Origin of the sequence: Vibrio sp. V23_P3S9T160 (genome assembly GCF_963886625.1) — a bacterium.
GTDB classification, from domain to species: Bacteria; Pseudomonadota; Gammaproteobacteria; order Enterobacterales; family Vibrionaceae; genus Vibrio; species Vibrio anguillarum.
The window spans coordinates 1-24,170 of sequence record NZ_CAWPDB010000145.1 but is presented as its reverse complement, the minus strand read 5'-3'; the positions used below and the strand labels follow the sequence as shown (position 1 = coordinate 24,170).

Here is a 24,170-nt window from a genome sequence, read left to right as displayed (position 1 = left end):
CACTTCGACAAGTGAGTTAAACATTGCTTCTAAATTATTATTTAAAAGATTCTGATGCGCTTGAGTAAGCGGTGTGATTTGATCAAACCACTCAACATTTTGTGCTTTGGTAGGAATAGTCACAAATGCTATGCCTACCAATAGTAAACGAGATTTCTGCATCACGCTTTCATCTTGTATCCAACACCGCGCAAGGTTTCAATCTCTAAGCCTGGAAGTTTTTGGCGCAATTGCAGCACGTGGGTATCTACGGTTCTTGTCGTTGGAAAATGGTTATAACCCCATACATGATCAAGCAATTCGTCACGCGTAAACACTCTCCCGAGATTGCTTGCTAAAAATAAGAGTAAGTCAAATTCAGTACGCGTTAAGGTAATTGAATCTTCTTTAAAAAAAACTTCTCTTGTGGCTTTATCAATAACAAGATTGGGTGTAACCACTTTCGTGTCATCCTGCCCTTCTGATTCTGGTGAACGAAGCTGGGCTCGAATTCGTGCAAATAATTCAGCCTCGGCAAAAGGCTTGGTTAAGTAATCATTTGCCCCCGCGTCCAATCCGGCCACTTTGTCTTTGACCGTAACAAGTGCGGTTAAAAGAATTACTGGCAACTCTTTTATTTTACGCCATTCTGGCAAATGCTGAACAGAATCGCCATCGGATAATTGGCGATCGAGGATGACTAAGTCTGCACTGTCCCAATGCTGTTTAACATCTGCAATAGTTTCTGCATGTAAACAGTCATACCCTGCTTGTTCAAGGCTTACTAATAAGCCATCGGCAAGGTTTTTATCATCTTCAACGAGAAGCAATGTCTGTTTCACAGGGGATCTCCAATATAAATGTGGTTGGCGGTCCTGCGAGTGTCATCTTACCACCCATCCGACCTACCATTGATTCTACAATAGTCAAACCTAAACCTAAGCCACTTTTGCTGACAAAAGGTTTACGTAAATTTCTCCAATCTCGATGATTTAACAGACCTTGATCTGTAACTTTGATCGTGATTGAATTTTGTTTAGTTGTTACCTCTAACGTAACTGGAGCAACACCGTATTTTACTGCGTTTCTAATTAAGTTATCGATGCATGTCCCAAGCCAATAAACATTCAGTTTAGCTGCAATATCTTTGTTTATAACAAGATCTATGCTTTCGCGAAACTCTTCTTCCACTTTGTATTGTAACCATTCTTCAACGGAAGGTACCCAGTCTGTTGCAAGCGGCCTGCTCTCTGACTGTAAATAATCCTTACTGGCTTCGGCCAGTTGCCGTAAACGTCTGGAATCTTCGCATAGGCGTCTAAACTCATCGTAAACAGTTGATGGTAACCTTTCAAATTCGCGCCTAAATCCTTCAACGGTTAGCGATAGACTTGCAATGGGTGTTCTGAGCTCGTGAGTAAGAATCTGCAGCACCAACATACGACTTTTCATTTCCTGTCGTTTTGAATTCCAACGATAAAGGGACCAGCCTAATACAAGTATTATGTTAGCTAGGACAAGAATTACCATACTTATCCGTAACACGTTGGAATGATCTTCAACATTCCAACAAATGTTGCCTCTTTGTATAAAACAGGTCGAATTTTCCGAGGCCATGCTATAGCTGAGTCCTGCTTTACTCGCGTTGTCTAACCATACGTCTTCGTTAAAAACGTAATACATATCCCCTTTTCTCAGCCAAAGATCGCTGTTCTCTACAAACATGGTTGCACCTGATATAAGTGCTAAGATCGTATCTTCATTCATGTTTTGGATGCGGCCAAGCAAAGAATCCATACTTGCTTTGGTGCGCTCTCGTATGTGCATATATTGCTGCAACTCTACAAATTTATCAGGGTATTTTTTTACATAACGAGCCGCATATGTCCCGCCTCCTGGGTGAATCAAAGCGCTTCTCGCAAACCATTTCGACGGTAATTGAGATCCTTTACAGATAGCTCTAGTGAAGACTAATGGCTCTGTTATGAGTGGGCTCAGCGGCAACTTACCTGTGCAGCTTTGAGATAATTTGTATAACAACTGTAGATCTTTTAAAGGGTATTCAGCCGTTTGCGGTAACATTGATTCGGGAGTCAATAAGCGAGTTGGATAATCAACCTGCAAAGTACGGATATCATAACTTACATCAGCGGTACTATAATCAAAAAGCGACGCAAAAAGGTCGATGCGTTCTGGCAACGAATCGGCATAGGTTTGAATAGGTATTAGCACTAAAATAGCCCAAAAGTAGGTCTTAATCGCTTTAAACAAGTTTTATTTTCATTAATGGTTTAGATTAAAAACTATATAACATTATTAACTAATAATACATTGTACGTGTTATATCCATGTCAATAATGATTGCTCAAAAACAGAAGAAGCCAGCAAAATGCTGGCTTCTTCATTATCCTAATCGTAGATGCTATAACGCTTTTGAGATGGCGTCTACACTCTCTTTTGCATCACCAAAAAGCATGTGGGTATTATCTTTAAAGAAAAGAGGGTTTTGTACACCCGCGTAGCCAGTATTCATTGAACGCTTGAATACAATGACATTTTGCGCTTTCCATACTTCCAACACTGGCATTCCGGCGATCGGACTGTTCGGATCTTCTAATGCTGCTGGGTTTACTGTGTCATTTGCACCGATCACCAAAACCGTATCCGTTTCAGTAAAATCATCGTTTATTTCGTCCATTTCTAACACAATGTCATAAGGCACTTTTGCTTCAGCAAGTAGTACGTTCATATGACCAGGCAAACGCCCCGCTACTGGATGAATACCAAAGCGAACTTTAATGCCTTGTGCACGTAACTTCTCCGTGATTTCGTGAACAGGATACTGTGCTTGAGCTACTGCCATGCCATACCCTGGAGTGATGATCACTGACTTAGAGTTTTTCAGCATTTCGGCTACTTCTTCAGCGTTTATTTCACGGTGTTCACCGTATTCAACGTCTGCGCTGATAGTCACATCCTGGCCAAAGCCCCCGGCAATCACACTAACAAAAGAGCGGTTCATCGCTTTACACATAATGTAAGAAAGAATGGCACCTGAAGAACCAACCAGTGCTCCGGTTACGATCAGCAAATCATTCGCTAACATAAAGCCAGCCGCTGCGGCTGCCCAACCTGAGTAGGAGTTAAGCATCGATACCACAACGGGCATGTCTGCACCACCAATCGAAGCCACCAAATGGTAGCCAAACGCGAACGCTATCAGAGTCATAATAATCAATGCAAACATGCTGCCACCATTATTAACAAAGTAAATCATTAATAATGTGGAGACAACAATGGCCGCGAGGTTGAGCTTATGCTTATGAGGGAGATTGAGCGACGACGACGAAATGATTCCACGCAGTTTACCAAAGGCGACGATAGATCCTGTAAAGGTGACGGCACCAATAAATACCCCAATGAACACTTCAACCAAATGAATCACGTGTTCAGCGTGATCGAGTACAATTGGCGCATCGATATAGCTGTTATAACCCACTAATACCGCAGCCATGCCCACAAAACTGTGGAGAATAGCCACAAGTTCGGGCATTTCGGTCATTTCTACTTTTTTAGCATAATGAATACCGATACCGCCCCCAATTACCATCGCCAGCAATACCCAAGCTAAGCCCTGCGCATCTGGACGAAAAATAGTGGCGATGAGTGCGATAGCCATACCCGCTATACCATAGTAGTTACCAGCTCTTGCTGATTCCTGCTTTGATAATCCAGCAAGGCTCATGATGAAGAAGATAGCAGCAATAATATATGCGGCTTGTACTAATCCTGCAGACATATATTACTCCCTTAGTCTTTACGGAACATTTCAAGCATACGTTTGGTGACTGTAAAACCACCAAAGATGTTAATGCTTGCAATTAAAACAGCGATAAACGCGAGGAAAGTGACCACACCACTCCCTTGACCTATCTGCAATAAAGCTCCGACCACAATAATGCCGGAAATTGCATTGGTAACGGACATCAAAGGAGTATGTAAAGCATGAGTAACATTCCAAACGACGTAGTAACCCACAACACACGCTAAAACAAAAACGGTGAAATGGCTTAAAAAAGCCGCAGGTGCGACCGATGCGATCCAAGCAAAAGCGCCAACGGCAGCAACTAAGCCAGTAATTTTTTTCGTCGCAGAAACGGGTTCTTGTTTTTTGGGTTCAGGTCTAGTTGGTGCGGTCTTGACTTGCGGTTGAGCAGAGACTTGGATCGGTGGTGCTGGCCACGTTATTTCGCCTTCTTTCACGACCGTCACACCACGTAAAACAACGTCTTCAAAGTCAATATTGATGGACCCATCTTTTTCCTTGCATAACAATTTCAGCAAGTTAACGATGTTTGTTGAATATAATTGAGAGGATTGTGTTGGTAAGCGGCCAACCATATCAGTATAACCGACCACTTTCACACCATTGGCGGTTGTAATCACCTGATCGGCAACCGTGTATTCACAGTTCCCCCCGTTTGCAGCTGCAAGATCGACGATCACGCTACCAGCGCTCATACTGTCGACCATCTCTTTGGTGATCAGCTTAGGGGCTGGACGTCCAGGGATCAAAGCCGTCGTGATAATGATGTCGACATCTTTAGCTTGCGCTGCATACAGTTCAGCGGCCTTTTTATTAAAGTCGTCAGACATCTCTTTGGCGTAACCATCGCCTGAACCAGCCGTTTCTTGGAAATCGACTTCCAAAAACTCTGCACCCATTGATTGAACTTGTTCTTTTACTTCTGGGCGAACATCAAAAGCTCGTACAATTGCCCCCAAACTTCCTGCGGCACCGATAGCAGCGAGGCCAGCAACGCCAGCTCCGGCAACCAGTACTTTTGCCGGCGGGACTTTGCCCGCTGCGGTAATTTGCCCTGTAAAGAAGCGGCCAAATTCATGTGCAGCTTCAACAACAGCGCGGTAGCCAGCAATGTTAGCCATTGATGACAAAGCGTCTAAAGCTTGTGCTCTGGATATTCTCGGCACTGAGTCCATCGCCAGCACGTTGATTTTTTTACTTGATAACTGTTCCATCAATTCTGGGTTTTGTGCAGGCCAGATAAAACTGATTAGGCTTGCCCCTTCTTTGATCAAAGCAACCTCATCAATCGATTGTTTTTCATCAACAATCGGCGCATTGACCTTCAAGATAATGTCTGAATTCCAAACATCTTGTGTCGAAACAACCGTGGCACCAGCCGCCTCAAAAGCCGCATCATCAAAACTGGCTAAAACCCCAGCTTGAGTTTCAATGGAGACGTCGAAGCCTAGTTTGATTAATTGCGCTACCGAACTCGGTGAAGCTGCAACCCGTGTTTCACCCGTAAGGGTCTCTTTTGGTACACCAATTTGCATAGTTATTCCTTGACTATTGGCACAATGATTATTCTGTTTTTATCTAACCACCAGCATAACTGCAAGCAGTTTGTAATAAAAATACAAAATGCTATTACATATAAGGTTAAGTAATGAGTGATTGTCATAGGTGAAAGACAAAAACACAACGACATCCAAACAAAGCAGAGGTCGAACCACTTATCACAAAGCTCTATAAAAACAGGATATTAGCCATGTATTTTACTCAATGAATAAGGGTATCGACTAATGAGGATATTCATTATGATTTTTATCAAGTTGGACGATGTTAGGAAAAGATTTTCTCGCCCATCTGATCGATGAGCATTTTTGCTTTTTTAAGCATAAGCTCATCAGCGTCGCTTTTACTAGCTACGACATCGGAGCGGATAAAACGGTGAGTACATATTTCACCATTAACATCTTTACTAATTTTACCAGCGACACGATATTGCCCTGATTCAGACATTGCATCTTGGTAAATTAAAAAACCTTTATATTCAATGGGATCTAAAAGCTTCATTTTTGAGTCATTGCCTGACCCTTGATTAAATAAACGAGAAAAAAATCCCACAAGAACTCCTTTAAGACTTGTTTGTTTCAATAATCGGCTTCTCGAACCACTCTAGTTCTAAGTTATCGTCAAAGCGCAATTGGCCTAGAATGATAGGAATATCATCTTCTCTGTGTCTACGTCGATCATTAACGATCATGCTTTCCGCCGATTCAACGGCAACTTGTGCATTCTCTTTAAGTATGACCAATTTTTCTTCAGGTAGCGCAGAGAGAAAATCTATGTCGTATCGAATATAGATCGGTCTCAATTGAGCAAGGGATAAGCAAGCAAGATCGGCAAGCTGCTCATTATCATAGTGATTTACATACTTATCTTCAGCCAATACGCGTCCGACAAGTGTTTCCATGTAATTATGTACATCAACACTGATTTGCATCCTTACACTCCTTCCTCTTCGTACTAATCAAAATATTTAGATAGAACTTAGCAGTAACAACTTAACGTACCTTGGTGATTTTATACAACTTTTAGATGCGTTGTCGTCTAAACTTTGTTCAAGTGCTCGCTTTCATTTAGTAAGTCTAGCAAAAAGCTTGGCAATCTATTAAATAAAAGTATGCTATGGGCCTTATTATCAATTTTAATTTTAAATGCCACAAAGGTCATATTTGTATTATTAATGCCGACAAGTTTTGTATCATCTCATTGGTTTCGATTCTTATTCCCAATAGGGTTGCTAATAGCCATTATGTTGGGGATGGAAAACGTCATTCTGATCACTAGCGCCAATATTGGCTTCGCTAGTAACCTGCCTTATATTCTTTTCACGGTAGCAATCGCATTAGGACACATTTTTAAGCAAGGGCGTTTGGCTATGATCTCGACAGCGATGATGGTGGCCTACGCAATCATCCAGTGGCGCTTACAGATGCCCCTTTCTACGGGAACAACCTTGCTAGAGCTTTCGTTATTAAGTTTGTTATTACCCGTTTTGTGTTTAGTACCTTATGCGTTAGGAAGTAATGCTACTGTATTGAGTAAAACTTATGGCTTATACATCGCTATTTTGCTGCTGTTAATGTTTTGGGCCGTTGTTACTTTGATGTACGTCAGTGATGGCGGATTTGAGAATTTTAGCCAGGTTTTGTTAGTAACTATACCGAAAATATCGAAATTGCCATTTTTGTTGGTGATGTACCTCTTGGCATTAATTGGGGTCTCCGCAATATTTGTGCTCACGCGAAACCAGATCTTAGACACCAGCATTTACGCCAGTATTTTACTCTCCTCCGTCACCTTTATTTTTTTCCACGTGAGTTATATCTCAAGCACACTTTTCTCTCTAGCCGGGGTTTTATTGATCTTATATCTAATTTCGGCGGGCCATAAAATGGCATTTATTGATCGCTTAACGGGTATCCCAGGTCGCCACGCCTTAGATCTTGACATCAAATACTTAGGCAAAAAATATGCGATAGCGATGCTAGATATAGACCATTTTAAGCAGTTCAATGATCACTATGGTCATGACACTGGCGATGATGTGCTTAAGTTGATTGCTAGCCGTTTATTGTTGACTCAAGGAAACGCACGTGTTTATCGCTACGGTGGTGAAGAGTTTACCATCCTATTTAAAGGAAAAAATGCACAGCAAGCTGCAATCTACTTAGATTTGCTTCGCAAAGATATTGAACAGTACCAAATGGTCATTAGGAACGCAGAAGACAGACCAAAAGACGATAAGCTCGGTTCCAAGAAGCGTGAGCAGAAAACACCATCAAATCTTGTCTCTATTACGGTTAGTATTGGCGTTGCTGATAGCTACGCCTCAGAAAAACCTGAAGCAGTGTTAAAAATTGCGGATCAAGCGCTCTATAAAGCTAAACAAAACGGCAGAAATAGAGTTGAAGTATGAACAGTTACCTTGATTTAATGCATCACATTTTGGTATAGAAATCGCAAAATTTGATACTCAACAAGGCGTACATCACATTCACAGAAACTTCATTAGATTGTGCAAAATACTTTAGTTAAGTTATTCATGTTGCAACTGTTTCGCAACGTCAAAACAACATAGCAAGAGTAAGATTATGAGTGAAAAAGTAAACGGAATTGTAAAGTGGTTCAACCAAGATAAAGGTTTTGGCTTTATTACCCCAGATAATGGCAGCAAAGATGTATTTGTACATTTTTCCGCTATTACGGGTGAAGGGCGCCGCAACTTAGTCGATGGCCAAAAGGTGAGTTTTGTAATCACTGATGGTCAAAAAGGGCCACAAGCTGAGAGCGTCAGTCCCGTTTAAATTTTTAAAAAGAACGACTCTAATCCACTCTTTCTAGGGTGGATTTTTTGTTTCTAGTAGATTGGATAAATACGAGAATATTGGAGCGGGCAGCGGGAATCGAACCCGCATCATCAGCTTGGAAGGCTGAGGTAATAGCCATTATACGATGCCCGCGCACCGAATTGACGCTGTCACTATGCCACAGTTAGCAAAAAAGAAAACCCATTTTTTATCAAAACCCGCTCAAGCGAACAGTAAATAAACAAAGTAAATTCAATTGGTTGAGATTTGTGTGCTTTTGGTTATTTTTAACTCAATTGAATATCTACTCTTGCGTTTAAATTTTGAACTTTTCCATTTCTTGATTGAGTACAGTGACATTATCTTTTACTTGCGCTGACGTTTGGTTTGAGATTTGGCTAATACTTGCCACACTTTCCACCGAATTGACAACTTCTTGCATGAATTGAGTCATTTGGTGTGTTGATTGTTGTTGCAGATCGGCCGCCGAGGATAACTGGTGCATTTCCTTATCTAACGCCGTTATTTTTCCTTGTACGTCCATCATTTTGTTGAAGGCGTGGATGGTCTGCGCCGCACCTTCATTGGCAAGGTTCTGACTCATGTTAATTTCATTGACCACAGCCGCAGTCGCTGACTGTATGGCGTTTATAATAGTGTTAATTTCTGTGGTTGATTGAGTGGTTCGAGTCGCCAGCAGCCTAACTTCATCCGCTACCACAGCAAAGCCTCGTCCATATTCTCCGGCTCTTGCGGCCTCAATCGCCGCATTTAAGGCCAGAAGGTTAGTTTGTTCCGCTAATCCCTCTATTACTTCGGTCACACGCCCAATCGATTCGCTTTCTCGACTAAGATCGAGCACCAATTGCGTTGCCTTTTGTATGGTTTGATCAAGCTTATCAATACTTTTTCTATTTTGTTCTAGCGCCGAGGCTCCCTCTTTGAGCTCATTTTGTGATAACAAAAGAGATTGCATAGATTGTTCAGCTTTTTCTGCGGTCGCCATAGAATACTGCGCCACATCGCTCAAACGTACTGTAACCTGCTCAATACTTGCTCGCTGCTGCTGTACTTGCTGCCGAGTGTTTGAGTTATAGTTCAGAAGCTCATCCATGTTTTGACTGACCTGTTGCGCTTTGGTACTGACTCCCTGAACGATCGTTCGCAGTGAGTTGTTCATATTGTTTATCGCGGCGGTAAGCTGAGATAGCTCGTCGCTACCTTCACACAAAAGTGCTGGTTGAGAGACATCTCCTGCCGCAATGATTTCGGCTCTCTTTCCGATTCGACTCACTCTGCGGCCGATATTCTTACCTAAGTAATTGGAAAGCAAAACAGCAACTGAAACAGTCACGGCAATCATGATAAATAACACGTTAATCACATTACTAATGCTACGACTCATCCTTTCACCACTTTGCTCTGCTTTTGATTGTTGAGTGGCGATAACATCTTCAAGACGGTTAGTCATTTTATCTACGGCAGGCATAAGTTGTGTGGCCATTTTTTGGTTGACGCCGTTCCATTGCTCAGATTGGCGTATTTCAATCACCTGCTGTGCGAGTGGGAAATAAAGCTGCTGCATCTCATTAAATAATGACCACAGACTCTGTTCATCATCGGATAGCAAAGAGGACTTTTCCACAATTTCAGCAACAGATTGGTTGTGAGAGTTAATTAGGTCTTGATATTTTTCGAGATGTTCAGGCTTCGCATACAGTAAGAAATCTCGCAACGATGCCAGTGCATTAGCTAACGAATTATAGCTGTCAGCATACAATTTAAAGAGACGTTTCCGCTCCCCTCCTTCTTTGTTAGTCGACTCGTCGTTAATCAGCCCTTGTAACTGGTCAAGGGCAACTTCTGCTATGGGGGCGGCCTCGTTAATGAATAATGTGTGGGCAGGTAAATTATCCTCACTTTGGCTCAGTAATACGATGCCTTGGATATGCGCTTTGATTGCAGCCCATTCGCTTATGATCGCGGTGTATTGCTCACTGAGAATCAGCGTTTCTAACACCGGTACCGTTTTGTCCATCTGTCCAATAATAGTTTCAAGTTTTGTCAGTTGCGTTGCACCCACTGCACTTTGAGAACCCACCAATAAATAGGCGCGTAACGTTGAAATAACCTCTTGCATCGACTGCTGAATATTTCGGCTAGTATTCACGGTTGGCAGATCCGTTTGTAGCAATGAATTAGTGTGAGTTTCGACTTGCGTAATACTGCGATAGGTAAAAAAGGTCGAAATGATAAGAAGCACCACCAGCAATAAAAAACTTAATTGCAACTTCCCTGATATCGAGAGTTTCATCCTTTGACTCCTCAAAATTTTCTTCGTTTAACTATAGCGGGTTCAATGGGTTTATTAAATGCGTATAGCCAATGCGAGTCTACCGTATACTCGTTTTATAACCCTAAATTGAGCATTGTGCGTTCAGTTGTGGCGTTTATTCCACTCGGGCTATTTATCATCCCTAATGCGCTATTTTCATCGTTTTGTGGTGCATTTTGTTAATCTTTGCTTTAATTGGGACAAATATTCCTAAATTTCTCATGTTATGTCTTTTCATCGACTTATTATTCTTAGCATCGTGTTTTTTTCAGGATGTGCAATGTATGCGGGCTTGAACTATGACCAACTGTTTGGTGAAGCAAGCGTTCAGTCAAGACAATCGCCAGTAGATTCAAAAGAAGCCTCTTTCTTTTTAAATGATGTTAAACCCATCATCGATCAGCGCTGCGTGGTCTGTCACGCCTGTTATGATGCGCCCTGCCAGCTAAAAATGTCTTCAGTTGAAGGGATTGATCGTGGAGCCAGTAAAGCGTTGGTTTATCATGGTACGCGTCTGACGGCGTCGGCTCCTACCCGTTTGTTTGAAGATGCACAATACACAGAGCAGTGGCGAGATTTTGGTTTTCATCCTGTGCTGAACGAGAGATCTCAAACGCCTACCGCGAATCTAGAAGCAGGATTAGTCGCGAAATTATTAATGCAAAAAGAGGAACATCCGTTACCAGAACAAGATCAGCTAAAAGGTTTTGATTTTTCGATAGATCGCGAACAAGTTTGTCCAACAATTGAAGAGTACGGACAGTACAAACAAGATCACCCAACGTGGGGAATGCCTTATGGCATGCCAAATCTTAGCCCTCTTGAATACAATACGCTACTCACGTGGCTCAGAGATGGCGCAATCATGAATGGTCATATTCCGCTCACTTCTGATCAGGAGAAATCGGTTGCGCAATACGAAAACTTTTTAAATAAAGGTACAGCAAAGAATCAGTTAATGGCTCGTTATATCTACGAGCATCTTTTTCTTTCTCACCTTTATTTTTCTGAACTTGCTGGTCAACCTAGATTTTTCACTTTGATACGTTCGACAACGCCCCCAGGCGAGCCTGTCAACCGAATTGCGACAAGACGTCCTTACGATAATCCTGGTGTAGAACGCGTCTACTACCGTTTGATTCCTGAGCAAGGCAGTATCGTAGATAAAACTCATTTACCCTATGCGTTGAATAAAAAACGTCTTGATGATTGGCAAGCATGGTTCATTCAACCTAATTATCAAGTCTCAGTTTTGCCTAGCTATGATATTGAAGTTGCCGCCAATCCGATGACGGCATTTGATGCCCTTCCGGTTAAAGCACGCTTTCGATTCATGTTAGACAATGCTCAAAACACCATCATGGCTTTTATCAAAGGGCCAGTGTGTCGTGGCCAGCTAGCCCTGAATGTTATTAACGACCATTTTTGGGTGTTCTTTCTAGACCCAGAGAAAGCTGATTTACCCGAAGTGAATCAATTTTATCGCTCGCAAGCCGCGAATCTAAAACTGCCAAGCGAGTTGGAAAGTAACACGTTGCCTATTACTCATTGGGTCCGTTATGCGCATCAACAAGCACGTTATTTGAAAGCAAAGTCTGAATTTACTAATCAGTGGTTCAAAAATGGCGAGAACTTAACCACGGATGTACTGTGGATGGGTGATGGCTATAACCCGAATGCGGCACTGACTATTTTTAGGCATTTCGATAGTGCATCGGTAGTGCAAGGTTTGGTGGGAGAAAAACCCAAAACAGCATGGGTTTTAGACTATGCCCTACTAGAAAGAATCCATTATTTACTGGTGGCGGGTTTTGATGTTTACGGCAATTTCGGCCACCAGCTCATTACTCGCATGTTTATGGATTTTCTGCGTCTTGAAGGTGAAAGTAATTTTGTCTCTCTGTTGCCTAGAGAGATAAGGCACCAAGAGCAGTCAAGTTGGTATCAAAATCAAAGCACTCAACTCAGTGACTTTTTGCAACGTAACGTTGCCCCTTTTGATCAACCGACCAGTATTGTTTACCACACGCAAGATCCAAAATCTGAGTTGTTTGATCTTTTGAAGTCTGAGCTTCAACCTGTGTTATCAAATCGTTATTTGATAATTGACACTGGTTTTTCAAAGCGTAGTGAACAGATGTTAAATAGCATTAATAAGATCAAAGGTGAAGGGTTGTTGGCTGTGCCACAAATTATGATGTTGATGATCACGGCTGAAAACGGAGAGGATCAACTGTTTACTTTGTTACACAATAACGCCCATCTCAATATTTCAAGTCTATTTGATGAACAAAGCAACCGTGACCCAGCGAATGATGATTTGACTCTAGTGAGAGGTGTCATTGGTAGTTACCCTTCTGCTTACTTGTCACTGCATGAACACGAGATCGCAGAATTGGTGATGCTATTGAGTAAAATGCAAAATGAGCAGGACTACGTTAAGTTGCTCGATAGGTTCGCCATTCGCCGCAGTTCTTCGAAGTTTTGGCCGTTCAGCGATAAAGTTCATGCATGGTATCGAAAAAATCAACCTGTCGAATCTGGTTTACTTGACTACAATAGATTTGAAAACAGATAAACGTCACCTTTAATGGGTGAGATGAGAGGTGCCAAATGACCATACGCGACAGCATTGAAGCACTAGAACAACAAATTTATGTAGCCTGTTCTGAAGGTGACTATGAGACCGTCAATCAGTTAGAACATCAGTTGGAAGTGTTACTGTATAAGGCACAACACCCTTTTGATGATGATCCTAATGGGTTAAATAGCGGTTCGACGACAAATGACGAATGGCGCTGAATAAAAGACGGGAGCCATATCGCTCCCGTCTATTTATCAGATCATTAAAAAACAGAAAATTAGAAAAAGTCTATTGAGTTACGGCCACTTTCAGCATCTTTGCTGTTAGGTGCATCGGAGTTCTCTTTCTTTGTGGTCGTCGGCTTATTTCTAGCCGGTTTGGTTTTTGACGCCTTTTGCTTCGGCTTAGGCACATTTGTTGCTGCCACTACCGACGTCACATCAGTTTCAGGTACTTCAGTCACGGGTTGATCACACAATACAACGTAGTACTCCTGGTTAAATTCAAGAAAATCCCCATTGTACATTTTACGTCGTTTTCGAGTTTCAAGTTCTCCATTGACTGCCACGTAACCATCGCTAATCAGGAATTTTGCTTGCCCGCCACCATCCACTAGGTTAGCAATCTTTAACACCTTATAAAGCTCAATAGGTTGCGACGAAACTTCAATACCAATCGCCTCTATTTCAATTTCTTCGTTTTCTAATGTGTCTTTATCGTTAATCATTACGCTTTTCTTATCACGAATTTGCACGCAGTGTAATGCTAAATGCACAAATTAGGAACCACAGTTAAATACTTCAACTGAACTTATAAGCCCACCGTTTTGTCATACACACATCACTTAGGTTACCTTGTCACCATTTTCTGAATGCGTTCCGCTCGCTGTTCATCGCTTTCTTGACTTGGTGGTGGCACGGTAAGCCCCTTAATCACTGCAGGGCGTTGCGCGATTTCCGCCAACCAACGTTGTAGGTGCTCAAGCCCGTCAATATTAATGCCACTCCATTCGTAAATTCTCACCCATGGCCATGTTGCGATATCGGCGATGGTGTATTCATCACCCGCAAGATAACGGTGATGCTCTAATTGGCTATCCATGACTTCAAATAGACGTCGCCCTTCTTTTTGGTAACGATCAATGGCAGGTTGTATTTTTTCTGGAAAGTAACGAAAGAAGACATTAGCTTGCCCCATCATCGGCCCTACGCCTCCCATTTGAAACATTAACCATTGGATCACTTGAGAGCGGGCTTTCGGATCTACGGGCAAAAATTTTCCCGTTTTTTCTGCTAAGTAAAGCAAAATTGCCCCAGATTCAAATACTGGAAAATCATCGTTATCTTTATCTACAATTGCGGGAATACGTCCATTCGGATTGATGGCCGTAAACTCAGGCTCTTTTTGCTGATTGGTTGAAAGATCAAAAGCGTTGACCTTGTATGGCAGCCCCATTTCTTCTAATGCAATGGAGATTTTCTGACCATTCGGCGTTGCTGCGGTGTACAGTTCAATCATTAGTCGGTTCCTCGGTGAAATGACGGGCGTTGCTCAACGGATTTAAGCAAATAGCAAAATTGCCACTTTGTGTCTCAACAAGGATATAAGCAGTAATCTCTTTAGACGTAAACTCTCATGCACGATAAACTAAACACAACCATAATTTTATAACGAATTATCCATGATAAAAGTGACAGTGTCTCGCTTAATAAAAGGCCACGATTTAAAGCAATCCATTGCCGCGTTGATAAAGCAAGAGAACATACAAGCAGGTAACATCGCTTCTTGTGTCGGGTGCCTGTCTGAAGTGCGCATCCGCCTCGCTGATGGTTTTTCAGAGCTACACCTTGTTGATGCATTTGAAATTGTCTCTTTGATTGGTACGCTAACCGCATCTCATCAACACTTGCACATTGCGGTTGCAGATAAAACAGGCAAAGTGATCGGTGGTCATCTTTTGGATGGTTGTTTTGTCAATACTACCGCAGAGCTGATTTTACATTCCTACCCTAACTTAGTGTTTCAGCGAGAATTTGATAATCAAACGGGCTACAGTGAGCTGGTGGCACCTTGTTAAAATCCCTTTAATGATAAAAGTGAATGCGCATATACTGGTCTGCATTCTGTAAAATGTGGTGAAGCGTGTTTTTTATTCACCCATTTCTCCCCAATAACGATAGGCAATTCGACGTTGAGCAATTTCCGTCTGTGAGCTATCTCTCACATCTGTTCTTTTTGTAATAACTCTGTATAATTCGCCGCCTATTTAACCATTGTTTATGTTCTGCTGATTTGGCGTCTGCACATCACTGATTCGCTAAACTGAATACCTAGGAAAACTCTCTTGATCTCTACCGCAAATATCACCATGCAATTTGGCGCTGAGCCTTTATTTGAAAACATTTCTGCAAAATTCGGTAACGGCAATCGCTACGGTTTGATTGGCGCTAACGGCTGTGGTAAATCGACGTTCATGAAGATCTTGAGTGGCGCGTTAACTCCCAGCTCAGGCAACGTCTCCATTACACCAGGGCTAAAATTGGGTGTGCTGAGCCAAGATCAGTTTGCTTTCGAACAATACACGGTAATTGATGCCGTGATTATGGGTGACCGTAAACTATGGGAGATCAAGCAAGAGCGTGACCGCATTTATTCATTAGCCGAGATGAGCGAAGCCGACGGCATGAAAGTCGCCGAGCTTGAGAGCGAATACGCTGAAATGGATGGTTACACCGCCGAAAGTCGCGCGGGTGATATTTTGTTAAAAGCGGGTATTGAGGAATCGTTTCATTTTGGCTTGATGCAACAAGTGGCTCCTGGTTGGAAACTGCGCGTTTTGTTGGCGCAAGCCTTGTTTGCCAACCCAGATATTTTGCTGCTTGATGAGCCAACCAACAACTTAGACATCCACACCATTGGTTGGTTGGCTGAAGAACTTAATCAGCGTAAATGCACCATGATTATTATTTCCCATGACCGTCACTTTTTGAACTCAGTGTGTACCCATATGGCTGATATTGATTACGGTGAACTGCGTATTTATCCGGGTAATTATGAGTATTTTCTTGAAGCGTCAAGCTTGATTCGAGAGCAGTTACTCTCTGGCAACGCGAAAAAAGCGGCCGAGATCAACGAACTGCAAGACTTCGTTAACCGCTTTGGTGCCAATGCTTCAAAAGCAAAACAGGCTAGCTCACGCGCAAAAAAAATGGACAAGATCAAGCTTGATGAAGTGAAATCCTCAAGCCGCATCAGTCCTTCGATTGATTTTGGTGAAGGTAAGAAACTGCATCGCCTTGCACTTGAACTACAAAATCTCGGCCACGCTTTTGACGATGAACAGCTCTTCAACGGTGGTAATCTGCTGCTTGAGGCGGGCTCGCGTTTGGCGGTAATTGGTGAAAACGGCGTCGGTAAAACAACCTTTCTACGCTGCTTAGTCAAAGAGCTGCAGGCCAACCAAGGTGTGGTGAAGTGGTCTGAGAATGCCTCAATTGGCTATTGCCCTCAAGACAGTACTGTCGATTTTGATAACGATCTGACTATCTTTGATTGGATCTCGCAGTGGCGCACAGTAAAACATGATGATTTGATGGTGCGTGCCATTCTTGGCCGACTACTCTTTACAGCCGATGATGTGAATAAGAAAGCAAGAAACTGCTCGGGTGGTGAGAAGAACCGTCTGCTATTTGGCAAACTAATGATGCAAGATATCAACGTGCTGATCATGGACGAGCCAACCAACCACATGGATATGGAAGCGATTGAGGCGCTCAATAACGCGCTAAAGTCCTACACGGGGACACTGATTTTTGTTAGCCACGATCGCGAGTTTGTCTCTTCGCTGGCCACTTCGATCATTGATGTGAAAAACAAACAGTTGGTCTACTTCCAAGGTACGTACGATGAATACTTGGCTCATCAACAGAAGTTGTTAGCTGCGGCGTAATCAAACCAACGTCATAATTCTTGATACTTGTTGCCGCCAGAAATGGCGGCAACAACGGATAATTTAGATTCTGCTGTTTAGTCTTAGCTTATTTTATCGGCCACTGACAAGCCGCCTACTTGTAACTCCAAGTCGTTTGGGTATCACTGTAATTTGTTATAACTCTGGTTTAACCCAAACATTGCTAAAATCAAACCAGCCTAACGCGTTGCATTTCGCGTTTTGTAATGCACCACATTGATCTTTGCTTATCCCTAACCAACAGTGGAACATCGGGATAACTTGCTGTTTTTCTATCAAAGACTTGCCAATCTCTTTGGCTGGAAATATGGCATTTGGATCGGCGCGCCATTCATCCACTAACTGACACCAATACGAAAAATCTTCAGCGCGGCTTAGATGCTCGATATCACTGTAATCAAGTAACCATCCTGCTAACGCATCTTCTCTATGGTTGGCAATTCCCATCGGTTTGACCCAAACATCGACAGCATCGGTGTCTTCAACCGTCAAATCATATTTAACAAGCTCCACCGAAATCCCATCTTCTTTTAACAGCTGTTGTATTGTTTTCACTAAGCTTGGAAACATAGGATGTTGAGCATGATATGCAATGGTGATCGAACGCTCGCCCGGCGGTGTAGCGGCAACATCTCCCGATGACTGATGATACCAGCCAGGTTTCAGGCCATAAGCAGGTAACACCCCCAACTCGACCACTTTGTCTTCTGGTAATTGACGAAATAGGTTGAGAGTACTGAGCTTATTGGTGAGGTAGCTAGCCCAATTTACATCTGCGGCGACGCCATTTTTTCGATTGAGTAACAAGTAAGTACAGCCGGGATCAAGATCCACGTCTTCTGTAAATGAACCTCGCTTTGTTTTTATCGGATGCGATAAGCTAGGAAAAACCATCGAAGAATGTACTTCGTCAATCACCCACACTTCGACCCGGTCTAACAAAGGCCTAAATCCAAAATATCCATCAAACGCTTGCAAAACTAAGCGTTTTTCATCATTTAAAATGACTTTGTAAGGGCCAGTACCAATCGGCATTAAATCAAAATTATCACTACGATTGGACTCTGGTAGTAAAATCTTGGCACATGACTCAGATAAAAGAAGCGGTAAGCGACTATCCGCTTTTTGTAAAAAGATATCGATAACCCAATTGGAGGGCGAGCTGATCCTATCAAGATGAGAGAATAAATTCAGAAATCGCAATTCCCACAAACTTTGGATAACACCGTCGGTGGTAAGCAAATCACCATTGTGGAAACGAACCCCTGGGCGAAGATAAAAACGCCAATGTGTTGCTGTCACCGATTCCCATGTATGTGCGAGATCTGGCTGCAGCTGTTCATACTCATCTAGCCGCGTTAATCCACTAAAAATTTGCATTACGATATGTTGCTCAGATCGACGCATGGATTTTAGCGGGTTTAGCATTGAAAGCGGGCGATAATAAGGCAACCGTATGACTTGCAGACCTTCTTGATGCTGAACACCAAGATAGCTTTGGATCACTTGCGTCAGTTTCGCCGCATCTTGATCCAGTACCGAGAATGCATGGCCAATTTTACCTTCATCTAAGTATCGACGCGCAAGGTTTTCACTGACATCACTGCGACTACGTTTAAAAATGAGATCGGATAATTTTCCACGCCCCGCCGCAGGACGCCATTCTATCCAGCCTTCATCCTCCATTTTATTTAGAACAATACGCGCATTACGGCGTGTGCAGAAAAGGATCTCGGTGATCTCTTCTAGCTGGACACCAACATCTTGGCCGTTAAAGTGCTCAAATAAGGATTCAAATTGAACGCGAAGTCGTGGGCTACTCATAAAGAGGAAATCTCAGTTTATAAAAAACAGAGATAGTTTCCTCATTTTATATTGGTTATGCAATAGTCTTAATCACTGTTTAAAGAATATTACAGCCGAGTTGTTGAGAAAGTTGCTGAATTTGCTCTTCGTTGTCCAACTTAATCGACCATTTACTTTCTGAGCAATTTACAGAGATGACATTCGCCCCTCTCCCAATGAGCTGAACAGCATCGGCTTGGGCTTGTAGCGTGATGGCGAGATCACCCAATACTCGTACCACTAATTCATGGGGTGTTACGATGATTTTTCCACCTGAAAATTCAATCACCATTTTATAAATCAACCTTGATAGCTTGAGAACGGTTACGAATTTTTTGTACTGCGACCGTCAAACGGCTGGTGCACACCAAACGTTCGCGCTCATCAGTGATATTGATTTGCCATACTTGCGTTGAAATACCAAGATGGATAGGTGTCGCTGTTCCTATAACCATCCCCTCTCGCATGGCGCGAACATGATTAGCATTAATGTCTAACCCTACACAATAGTGTTCTTGATCCACACTGAAGTTCGCGGCAACTGAACCTAGGGTTTCCGCAAGTACCACCGAGGCGCCACCATGCAGCATACCAAGCGGCTGATGGGTAAAGTGACAAACAGGCATGGTCGCAGACAAAGAGTGATCAGTATAATCGGTATAAATAATATTGAGATGCTCTATCAAGGTGTTTTTGGAGGTGGCGTTTAACGTTATTAAATCGATAGGCTTCTTCCAAATATCCATGCTTTTTTGTCTCATTCATCGTAAAAGAGATTCATTCTATACTTAAACAGTAACAACTTGCAGCGAGTAATCAGTCAGTTCCAGCGATTGAGATCCTGCCAACTACACATTTTCGAGACAGATCCGATCGCTCATAAATATTAACTGCAGTGTTGTCATTAGCAGTTTATCGGTGCTAAGAAGCCTCTTCATACAAAGATGTCATTTAAGCGCTTAAAGATGAGCACAAAAAATGCTCTGATACATGGCTTACAAGTGTCAACGTACCGAATCAAGTACCTAAAATGCGTAATGGCAGTTGTAGCAGCTCATCCCCTGTCGTTGCAAAACCCCAAATAATAGCGATAAGTGCAGCCACTAAGCTGACATACCAAAGTGAAGCTACAATTTGTCCATATCGATTCAGAGGTAGCAAATGACTTTGATGACGCTGCTTCCATTCCATCACAATTTCAATGCTGCCCATAATCAATAAAAAGCCGAACAGGGTTAATCCAAGCCAATAGCTCAAAATGACACCAGCGATCGCCGCAAGAGCACACAACGCAATCCCCAAAGTGCTGTTCATAGAAAAGCTGATGCTTTTTAACACGTGACCACCATCAAGCGGCAATATAGGCAATAGATTGAAGAGATTGAGAAAGGCATTAAAAACAGCAAGGCCAGCAAAAAATATCTCTCCTGTTATCCAATAAACGACAACCAGCACAACCGAGAGAAGCAAACCAAAAAATGGCCCCATAATTGAGATCACTACATCTTGCCAACGTGTATTGATTTTTTCATCACTTAATGACAAGCCACCAAGAAATGGAATGAGATAAATGCCTTTAGTCTTCATACCAAAATACTTCATCGCTTTGATATGGCCAAATTCATGGAACACCAAACAGGCAATAAGCGCCATAGCAAACTGGAAGGAAAATAACCACGAATAGGCTGCGATACTTGCTGACGCCAGAACAACTTTAATCAGCTTGGCACTTTTCAGTGCTTTCATACCAAGTGAGACTAGACCAATAAGGCTAAAACGTCGCTCCGGCTTTGGCGGGCTATATGGTGTTTGTTTTTCAATGTCTTTTTCTGAACGCTCACCTTGCGTGACAATGTCACCATTGACTAATGCCTGATAACGAAGTTTAAAAGGCTGCCAACTCAGCTCGACATTCAGCTCACACTGGATCGGCGTTTCACCACTTAACAACTGAAATCTATGGGTCGTTGTCGCCTCGATATTCCCTGTCGCATCGCATTGCGCGACCAGTTGATTATCCCAATAGAGTTGCTGCCAGCCTGACATTGAACCTTCGAGACGAAGTGATTTTCCTAAAAATGGAGCGGAAAGGAGTTCCACAGTGATACCTACATACAAACATAAAAACGGCGTTCATTATGCCTTTGAGCAATAACAGCGTAAAGCACGATGCCCGTTTTCTTACTATTGAAGATGACTTAGTTCAATTCCCTCACGAATACCAAGCTTTTTTCCATCTCCCCTTTTAATTCCAGTCGTAACGTGGATAATACGCGCTTACATATTTTTACAAGGTGGGTACTATGTCTACTGAAGCAACTTTACTTGAACGCAGCCAATCAAAATGTGAGCTTTGTTCATCAGAATCTCCATTAGCTCCATTTGTGGTAGCGCCACACACTATGGTTACTGTTGACCATGCCGTTATGTTGTGTGATGTCTGCAAAGGCCAAATTGAGAACCCAGAAACAGTAGATGTGAACCATTGGCGTTGTTTGAACGACAGCATGTGGAGCCAAGAGCAACCCGTTCAAGTACTGGCGTGGCGTCAACTTAAGCGCCTTGCGGCCACTGAGGGTTGGGCTCAAGACCTACTTGATATGATGTATCTTGAAGAAGAAGCTGCAAAATGGGCTGAAATTGGTATGGATGATGATGCAGAAAAGCCTCGTGATGTGAATGGCGTAGAACTGAAAAAAGGCGACGACGTAACCATCATTAAAGATCTCCCTATCAAAGGCTCAAGCCAAGTCATTAAACAGGGTACTGTGGTTCGCGGTATCAGTTTAAGCGACGATCCTAAGTTGATCTCTGGTAAAGCCAATGGCCAATCGATGTATATCATTGCTGAATACTGTCGCAAAAAATAATAGCCATTGACGAATAAAACAAAGGCGCAACTTAGTTTGCGCCTTTGTTTTTCGGAAACCGTTGTTTTCATGAGCAGTGAAACTAGTAAATTTTAAATACAAAAAAGCCGACGATTTAATCCGTCGGCTTTTACATCTCTACACATTGAATTAACGGTATAAACCGATATCTTTCTGCATGTGACCAGACAAATTATTCGCGTAGTAGCTGCGAGGTTCGCTGTGGTCGACAAACAGAATATCAACTAAATGTGCAATCAATCCTTTGAAGTTAACCGCGTAGGTTTTTTTATCCATAGAGGTAGGTGCTGTAATCGTACCCATATTCATTGCTTGTGCCATGATAGCCTCTCTGTTAATTCGGTAACTTACTTTGTTGAAATGAATTCTAGGTGATATTTTTTTAGTTAAAAAATGACAAATTTTCCACATTCAAATTAGTTATTCTAATGAAACAACCCCATAACAATGCATACTTTTATTACCCACGATAATCGACTATTTATTCACATTAGGCTTTATTTGGTGAATTTAAATCGCAATGAAAAACAAAAAACCAATTATTTACAAAATTTTCACATTAATATTTTTATCGTCGGTTAGATAAAGGATAAATAAAGGAGAGAGGTAAGTATTGTCAAACACTTACCTCTGTTTACTTATATTATGACTTATGAGTAGCAGGTAATGGACTTCTCTGCTTATAGACAGAAGCCAACACCGCAATAATCATAGTGACTAACAGTACACCCAGTGAGACTGGTGTCGGAATTTCCCACGCAGAACCGACTAGCATCATCTTAATACCAATGAAGATCATGATGAAGGAAAGCGCTGGTTTTAGGTAAATAAACTTATCCATCATCCCTTGCAACACAAAGTACAAAGATCGCAAACCAAGTAACGCAAACACGTTCGCTGCTAACACTAAAAAGGGTTCGCGGGTCACGGCAAAAATAGCTGGTATTGAATCTAATGCGAACATGACATCCATAAAAGCAATCACGCCAATCACAATCATCATTGGAGTCACAAACCATCGCTTATTGCGGCTCACAACCAAAGCGTTTCCTTCGTAATGATCCGTCACATTGAACCAGCGTCGAATCAGTTTTTCTGGCATTGGGTTTAGCTGTTCCTCGCCTTTCTCGCGTGCAAGTTGAATACCGGTCCACATAAGAAATAATGCAAACACATAAAGTAACCAATGATATTGTTCAAGTAGCTGTGCACCAATCACAATCATCACCGCTCGTAAACACAAAGCGCCGATCACTCCCCACAATAGAGCCCGCGGGCGTAAATGCTCAGGGACTGCGTATTGATGAAAAATAATCGCAAAGACGAATAAGTTATCAACACTTAACGATTTTTCTAACAAGTAACCAGTAATAAACGAGATCGTCGCCTTTTCGGCACTGTATGAACTGGTTGGTGCGTAACTATCCCAAAAGAAATAGATACTCGCGGCGAATGCAAACGCCAGCATAAACCAAATCACGCTCCAAACGGCAGCTTTAGTGATCGTGACTTTACCGCCACGTGTTTGCCAAATATCGATAACAACAAGAAATAGAGTCAGAATTGCAAAGCTGAGATAGGTTGTTGGGGTCATATATCCTCCAAAGGCGGAAGGATAAGATGGGATTAACCGATCGAAACCTTCCGCAAACAAAAACCGCTGTTCATAATGAACAGAGCTGAATGCGTTGGTCTCGTCGAAATAAGCATTCCGTTTTTAACAGAAGGCTATTTATACTTACCGGATAAGCATGCGCTTAACGAGCTGACGATAAGTAAACAAAGGCGACTACTCCCCAATCAGCGCGGATTTTATGCCTATTGGATGCAAAGGTCCATAGCCGTGATCAAAAAAAGGAGCCATTTATGCTGTCTCTTATACACAAATCCCCAAGCCTCTGCTTGGGGATTTTTTTGAACTAATTTTATGTTTCATGATCTGATCATCTAAGCAATAACAAGGATGATTAGAATGACTTATATAGAACCAACCCTCTGGGCACAAAAGCAATTTGGTCAAGCTCACCTCAATGACCCAAGACGTACTCAAAGACTCGTTGCCCTAGCAGCCTCTCTGGCCGAGCAACCTGGCGTACCGGTCTCGAAACTCATCATCTCCCCTGCTGATATGGAAGGGGCTTATCGCTTTATTCGTAATGAGCAAATCAAAGCAGAAGATATCGCTGAAGCGGGCTTTCATGTCACAGCGCAAGAGGCTTTAGAGCAACAAACACTTCTTGCATTAGAAGATACGACTTCTCTAAGTTACTCCCATCGCAGCATACAAGATGAACTTGGGCACTCCAATCAAGGCAATCGAAATCGAGCTATGTTCATACACTCGACCTTACTTTTTGCTCCCGAAACTCAAGTGGTTGTTGG

The 24,170-nt window shown here is 42.4% G+C and carries 24 protein-coding genes and 1 tRNA gene; 8 read left to right on the top strand and 17 right to left on the bottom strand.

All coding sequences use genetic code 11. From position 1 onward, the window contains the following. The 7 genes from AACU59_RS13160 to AACU59_RS13130 form a co-directional block, all read right to left on the bottom strand. On the bottom strand, positions 1-165 hold a 165-nt coding region (locus tag AACU59_RS13160; RefSeq protein ID WP_161437548.1), incomplete at its 3' end, for a DUF2861 family protein. Continuing rightward, positions 162-821, bottom strand: a complete 660-nt coding sequence (vxrB, locus tag AACU59_RS13155; RefSeq protein ID WP_094145452.1) for a response regulator transcription factor VxrB — start codon at positions 819-821, stop codon at positions 162-164. The genes vxrB and AACU59_RS13160, both read right to left, overlap by 4 nt. After that, entirely contained in the window at positions 796-2,250 is a 1,455-nt protein-coding gene (gene vxrA / locus AACU59_RS13150; protein ID WP_094145451.1) for a sensor histidine kinase VxrA, read from the bottom strand. Before vxrA ends, vxrB begins: the two co-directional genes overlap by 26 nt. 151 nt (positions 2,251-2,401) lie before the next feature. Then, on the bottom strand, positions 2,402-3,778 hold the full coding sequence (gene pntB, locus AACU59_RS13145; RefSeq protein WP_094145277.1) for a Re/Si-specific NAD(P)(+) transhydrogenase subunit beta: 1,377 nt from the start codon (positions 3,776-3,778) through the stop codon (positions 2,402-2,404). Positions 3,779-3,789: 11 nt separating this feature from the next. Continuing rightward, a complete protein-coding gene (locus AACU59_RS13140; protein ID WP_017049557.1) occupies positions 3,790-5,340 on the bottom strand; it encodes a Re/Si-specific NAD(P)(+) transhydrogenase subunit alpha in 1,551 nt (516 codons plus the stop codon). A 289-nt stretch (positions 5,341-5,629) separates the two neighbouring features. Then, positions 5,630-5,914, bottom strand: coding sequence for an HlyU family transcriptional regulator (locus AACU59_RS13135; protein WP_026027783.1), 285 nt, complete (start codon positions 5,912-5,914; stop codon positions 5,630-5,632). A 10-nt stretch (positions 5,915-5,924) separates the two neighbouring features. Further along, complete coding sequence (locus AACU59_RS13130; protein WP_013867802.1) at positions 5,925-6,293, bottom strand: late competence development ComFB family protein; 369 nt, start codon at positions 6,291-6,293, stop codon at positions 5,925-5,927. A 114-nt stretch (positions 6,294-6,407) separates the two neighbouring features. Between AACU59_RS13130 and AACU59_RS13125 the strand changes: the two genes are divergently transcribed. Next, positions 6,408-7,772, top strand: a complete 1,365-nt coding sequence (locus tag AACU59_RS13125) for a GGDEF domain-containing protein (RefSeq protein WP_017046915.1) — start codon at positions 6,408-6,410, stop codon at positions 7,770-7,772. Positions 7,773-7,947: 175 nt separating this feature from the next. Continuing rightward, on the top strand, positions 7,948-8,160 hold the full coding sequence (locus tag AACU59_RS13120) for a cold-shock protein (protein ID WP_013867804.1): 213 nt from the start codon (positions 7,948-7,950) through the stop codon (positions 8,158-8,160). Between the two features lie 81 nt (positions 8,161-8,241). Here the strand turns inward: AACU59_RS13120 and AACU59_RS13115 are convergent. Both AACU59_RS13115 and AACU59_RS13110 read right to left on the bottom strand, forming a co-directional pair. Further along, a tRNA-Gly gene (locus tag AACU59_RS13115) sits at positions 8,242-8,316 on the bottom strand. Between the two features lie 163 nt (positions 8,317-8,479). Continuing rightward, complete coding sequence (locus AACU59_RS13110; protein WP_237666564.1) at positions 8,480-10,477, bottom strand: methyl-accepting chemotaxis protein; 1,998 nt, start codon at positions 10,475-10,477, stop codon at positions 8,480-8,482. 247 nt (positions 10,478-10,724) lie between these two features. Between AACU59_RS13110 and AACU59_RS13105 the strand changes: the two genes are divergently transcribed. After that, positions 10,725-13,076, top strand: a complete 2,352-nt coding sequence (locus AACU59_RS13105; protein WP_161437547.1) for a fatty acid cis/trans isomerase — start codon at positions 10,725-10,727, stop codon at positions 13,074-13,076. Positions 13,077-13,111: 35 nt separating this feature from the next. Next, positions 13,112-13,300 (top strand): hypothetical protein, encoded by a 189-nt coding sequence (locus AACU59_RS13100; protein WP_013867807.1) that lies wholly within the window; start codon positions 13,112-13,114, stop codon positions 13,298-13,300. 59 nt (positions 13,301-13,359) lie between these two features. On the opposite strand, the gene AACU59_RS13095 is transcribed toward AACU59_RS13100, so the two are convergent. Then, positions 13,360-13,857: an RNA-binding S4 domain-containing protein gene (locus AACU59_RS13095; protein ID WP_094145657.1), complete on the bottom strand. Its 498-nt coding sequence runs from the start codon at positions 13,855-13,857 to the stop codon at positions 13,360-13,362. Positions 13,858-13,931: 74 nt separating this feature from the next. Further along, on the bottom strand, positions 13,932-14,600 hold the full coding sequence (locus AACU59_RS13090) for a glutathione S-transferase family protein (RefSeq protein WP_013867809.1): 669 nt from the start codon (positions 14,598-14,600) through the stop codon (positions 13,932-13,934). A gap of 163 nt (positions 14,601-14,763) precedes the next feature. Here AACU59_RS13090 and AACU59_RS13085 point away from each other — a divergent pair, with 163 nt between their 5' ends. Both AACU59_RS13085 and AACU59_RS13080 read left to right on the top strand, forming a co-directional pair. Then, on the top strand, positions 14,764-15,159 hold the full coding sequence (locus tag AACU59_RS13085; protein ID WP_094144931.1) for a PPC domain-containing DNA-binding protein: 396 nt from the start codon (positions 14,764-14,766) through the stop codon (positions 15,157-15,159). Positions 15,160-15,426: 267 nt separating this feature from the next. Next, on the top strand, positions 15,427-17,031 hold the full coding sequence (locus AACU59_RS13080; protein ID WP_013867813.1) for an ABC-F family ATPase: 1,605 nt from the start codon (positions 15,427-15,429) through the stop codon (positions 17,029-17,031). A 156-nt stretch (positions 17,032-17,187) separates the two neighbouring features. Here AACU59_RS13080 and AACU59_RS13075 read toward each other — a convergent pair whose 3' ends face one another. The 4 genes from AACU59_RS13075 to AACU59_RS13060 all read right to left on the bottom strand — a co-directional run bounded on the left by AACU59_RS13075 (position 17,188) and on the right by AACU59_RS13060 (position 20,997). Continuing rightward, the gene (locus AACU59_RS13075) at positions 17,188-18,876 is read right to left on the bottom strand and encodes an SgrR family transcriptional regulator (RefSeq protein WP_088733382.1); all 1,689 of its coding nucleotides are present in this window, start codon (positions 18,874-18,876) and stop codon (positions 17,188-17,190) included. A 79-nt stretch (positions 18,877-18,955) separates the two neighbouring features. After that, positions 18,956-19,189 (bottom strand): DUF3389 domain-containing protein, encoded by a 234-nt coding sequence (locus AACU59_RS13070; protein WP_010320752.1) that lies wholly within the window; start codon positions 19,187-19,189, stop codon positions 18,956-18,958. Position 19,190: 1 nt separating this feature from the next. Then, positions 19,191-19,643, bottom strand: a complete 453-nt coding sequence (locus tag AACU59_RS13065) for a hotdog fold thioesterase (protein WP_010320753.1) — start codon at positions 19,641-19,643, stop codon at positions 19,191-19,193. A 271-nt stretch (positions 19,644-19,914) separates the two neighbouring features. Continuing rightward, on the bottom strand, positions 19,915-20,997 hold the full coding sequence (locus tag AACU59_RS13060; RefSeq protein WP_094144930.1) for a site-2 protease family protein: 1,083 nt from the start codon (positions 20,995-20,997) through the stop codon (positions 19,915-19,917). 203 nt (positions 20,998-21,200) lie between these two features. Between AACU59_RS13060 and AACU59_RS13055 the strand changes: the two genes are divergently transcribed. After that, positions 21,201-21,767, top strand: coding sequence for a PhnA domain-containing protein (locus AACU59_RS13055; RefSeq protein WP_026027787.1), 567 nt, complete (start codon positions 21,201-21,203; stop codon positions 21,765-21,767). A gap of 150 nt (positions 21,768-21,917) precedes the next feature. Here the strand turns inward: AACU59_RS13055 and AACU59_RS13050 are convergent, their stop codons facing one another. Further along, on the bottom strand, positions 21,918-22,109 hold the full coding sequence (locus AACU59_RS13050) for a hypothetical protein (RefSeq protein WP_017042819.1): 192 nt from the start codon (positions 22,107-22,109) through the stop codon (positions 21,918-21,920). Between the two features lie 322 nt (positions 22,110-22,431). Further along, a complete protein-coding gene (locus AACU59_RS13045; RefSeq protein ID WP_202598757.1) occupies positions 22,432-23,382 on the bottom strand; it encodes a TerC/Alx family metal homeostasis membrane protein in 951 nt (316 codons plus the stop codon). A gap of 378 nt (positions 23,383-23,760) precedes the next feature. On the opposite strand from AACU59_RS13045, the gene AACU59_RS13040 reads away from it, so the two are divergent. Next, positions 23,761-24,170: IS4/Tn5 family transposase DNA-binding protein (locus AACU59_RS13040; RefSeq protein WP_194554211.1), on the top strand; the 410-nt coding region annotated here is incomplete at its 3' end.

Excerpts from the sequence above, each read along its gene's own strand:
- AACU59_RS13050 (WP_017042819.1), bottom strand. The coding sequence starts at position 22,109 with ATGGCACAAGCAATGAATATGGGTACGATTACAGCACCTACCTCTATG.
- AACU59_RS13090 (WP_013867809.1), bottom strand. The coding sequence starts at position 14,600 with ATGATTGAACTGTACACCGCAGCAACGCCGAATGGTCAGAAAATCTCC.
- AACU59_RS13105 (WP_161437547.1), top strand. The coding sequence starts at position 10,725 with ATGTCTTTTCATCGACTTATTATTCTTAGCATCGTGTTTTTTTCAGGA.
- AACU59_RS13085 (WP_094144931.1), top strand. The coding sequence starts at position 14,764 with ATGATAAAAGTGACAGTGTCTCGCTTAATAAAAGGCCACGATTTAAAG.
- pntB (WP_094145277.1), bottom strand. The coding sequence starts at position 3,778 with ATGTCTGCAGGATTAGTACAAGCCGCATATATTATTGCTGCTATCTTC.
- AACU59_RS13055 (WP_026027787.1), top strand. The coding sequence starts at position 21,201 with ATGTCTACTGAAGCAACTTTACTTGAACGCAGCCAATCAAAATGTGAG.
- AACU59_RS13065 (WP_010320753.1), bottom strand. The coding sequence starts at position 19,643 with ATGGATATTTGGAAGAAGCCTATCGATTTAATAACGTTAAACGCCACC.
- AACU59_RS13100 (WP_013867807.1), top strand. The coding sequence starts at position 13,112 with ATGACCATACGCGACAGCATTGAAGCACTAGAACAACAAATTTATGTA.
- AACU59_RS13110 (WP_237666564.1), bottom strand. The coding sequence starts at position 10,477 with ATGAAACTCTCGATATCAGGGAAGTTGCAATTAAGTTTTTTATTGCTG.
- AACU59_RS13120 (WP_013867804.1), top strand. The coding sequence starts at position 7,948 with ATGAGTGAAAAAGTAAACGGAATTGTAAAGTGGTTCAACCAAGATAAA.
- AACU59_RS13070 (WP_010320752.1), bottom strand. The coding sequence starts at position 19,189 with ATGGTGATTGAATTTTCAGGTGGAAAAATCATCGTAACACCCCATGAA.
- AACU59_RS13045 (WP_202598757.1), bottom strand. The coding sequence starts at position 23,382 with ATGACCCCAACAACCTATCTCAGCTTTGCAATTCTGACTCTATTTCTT.
- AACU59_RS13130 (WP_013867802.1), bottom strand. The coding sequence starts at position 6,293 with ATGCAAATCAGTGTTGATGTACATAATTACATGGAAACACTTGTCGGA.
- AACU59_RS13140 (WP_017049557.1), bottom strand. The coding sequence starts at position 5,340 with ATGCAAATTGGTGTACCAAAAGAGACCCTTACGGGTGAAACACGGGTT.
- AACU59_RS13075 (WP_088733382.1), bottom strand. The coding sequence starts at position 18,876 with ATGAGTAGCCCACGACTTCGCGTTCAATTTGAATCCTTATTTGAGCAC.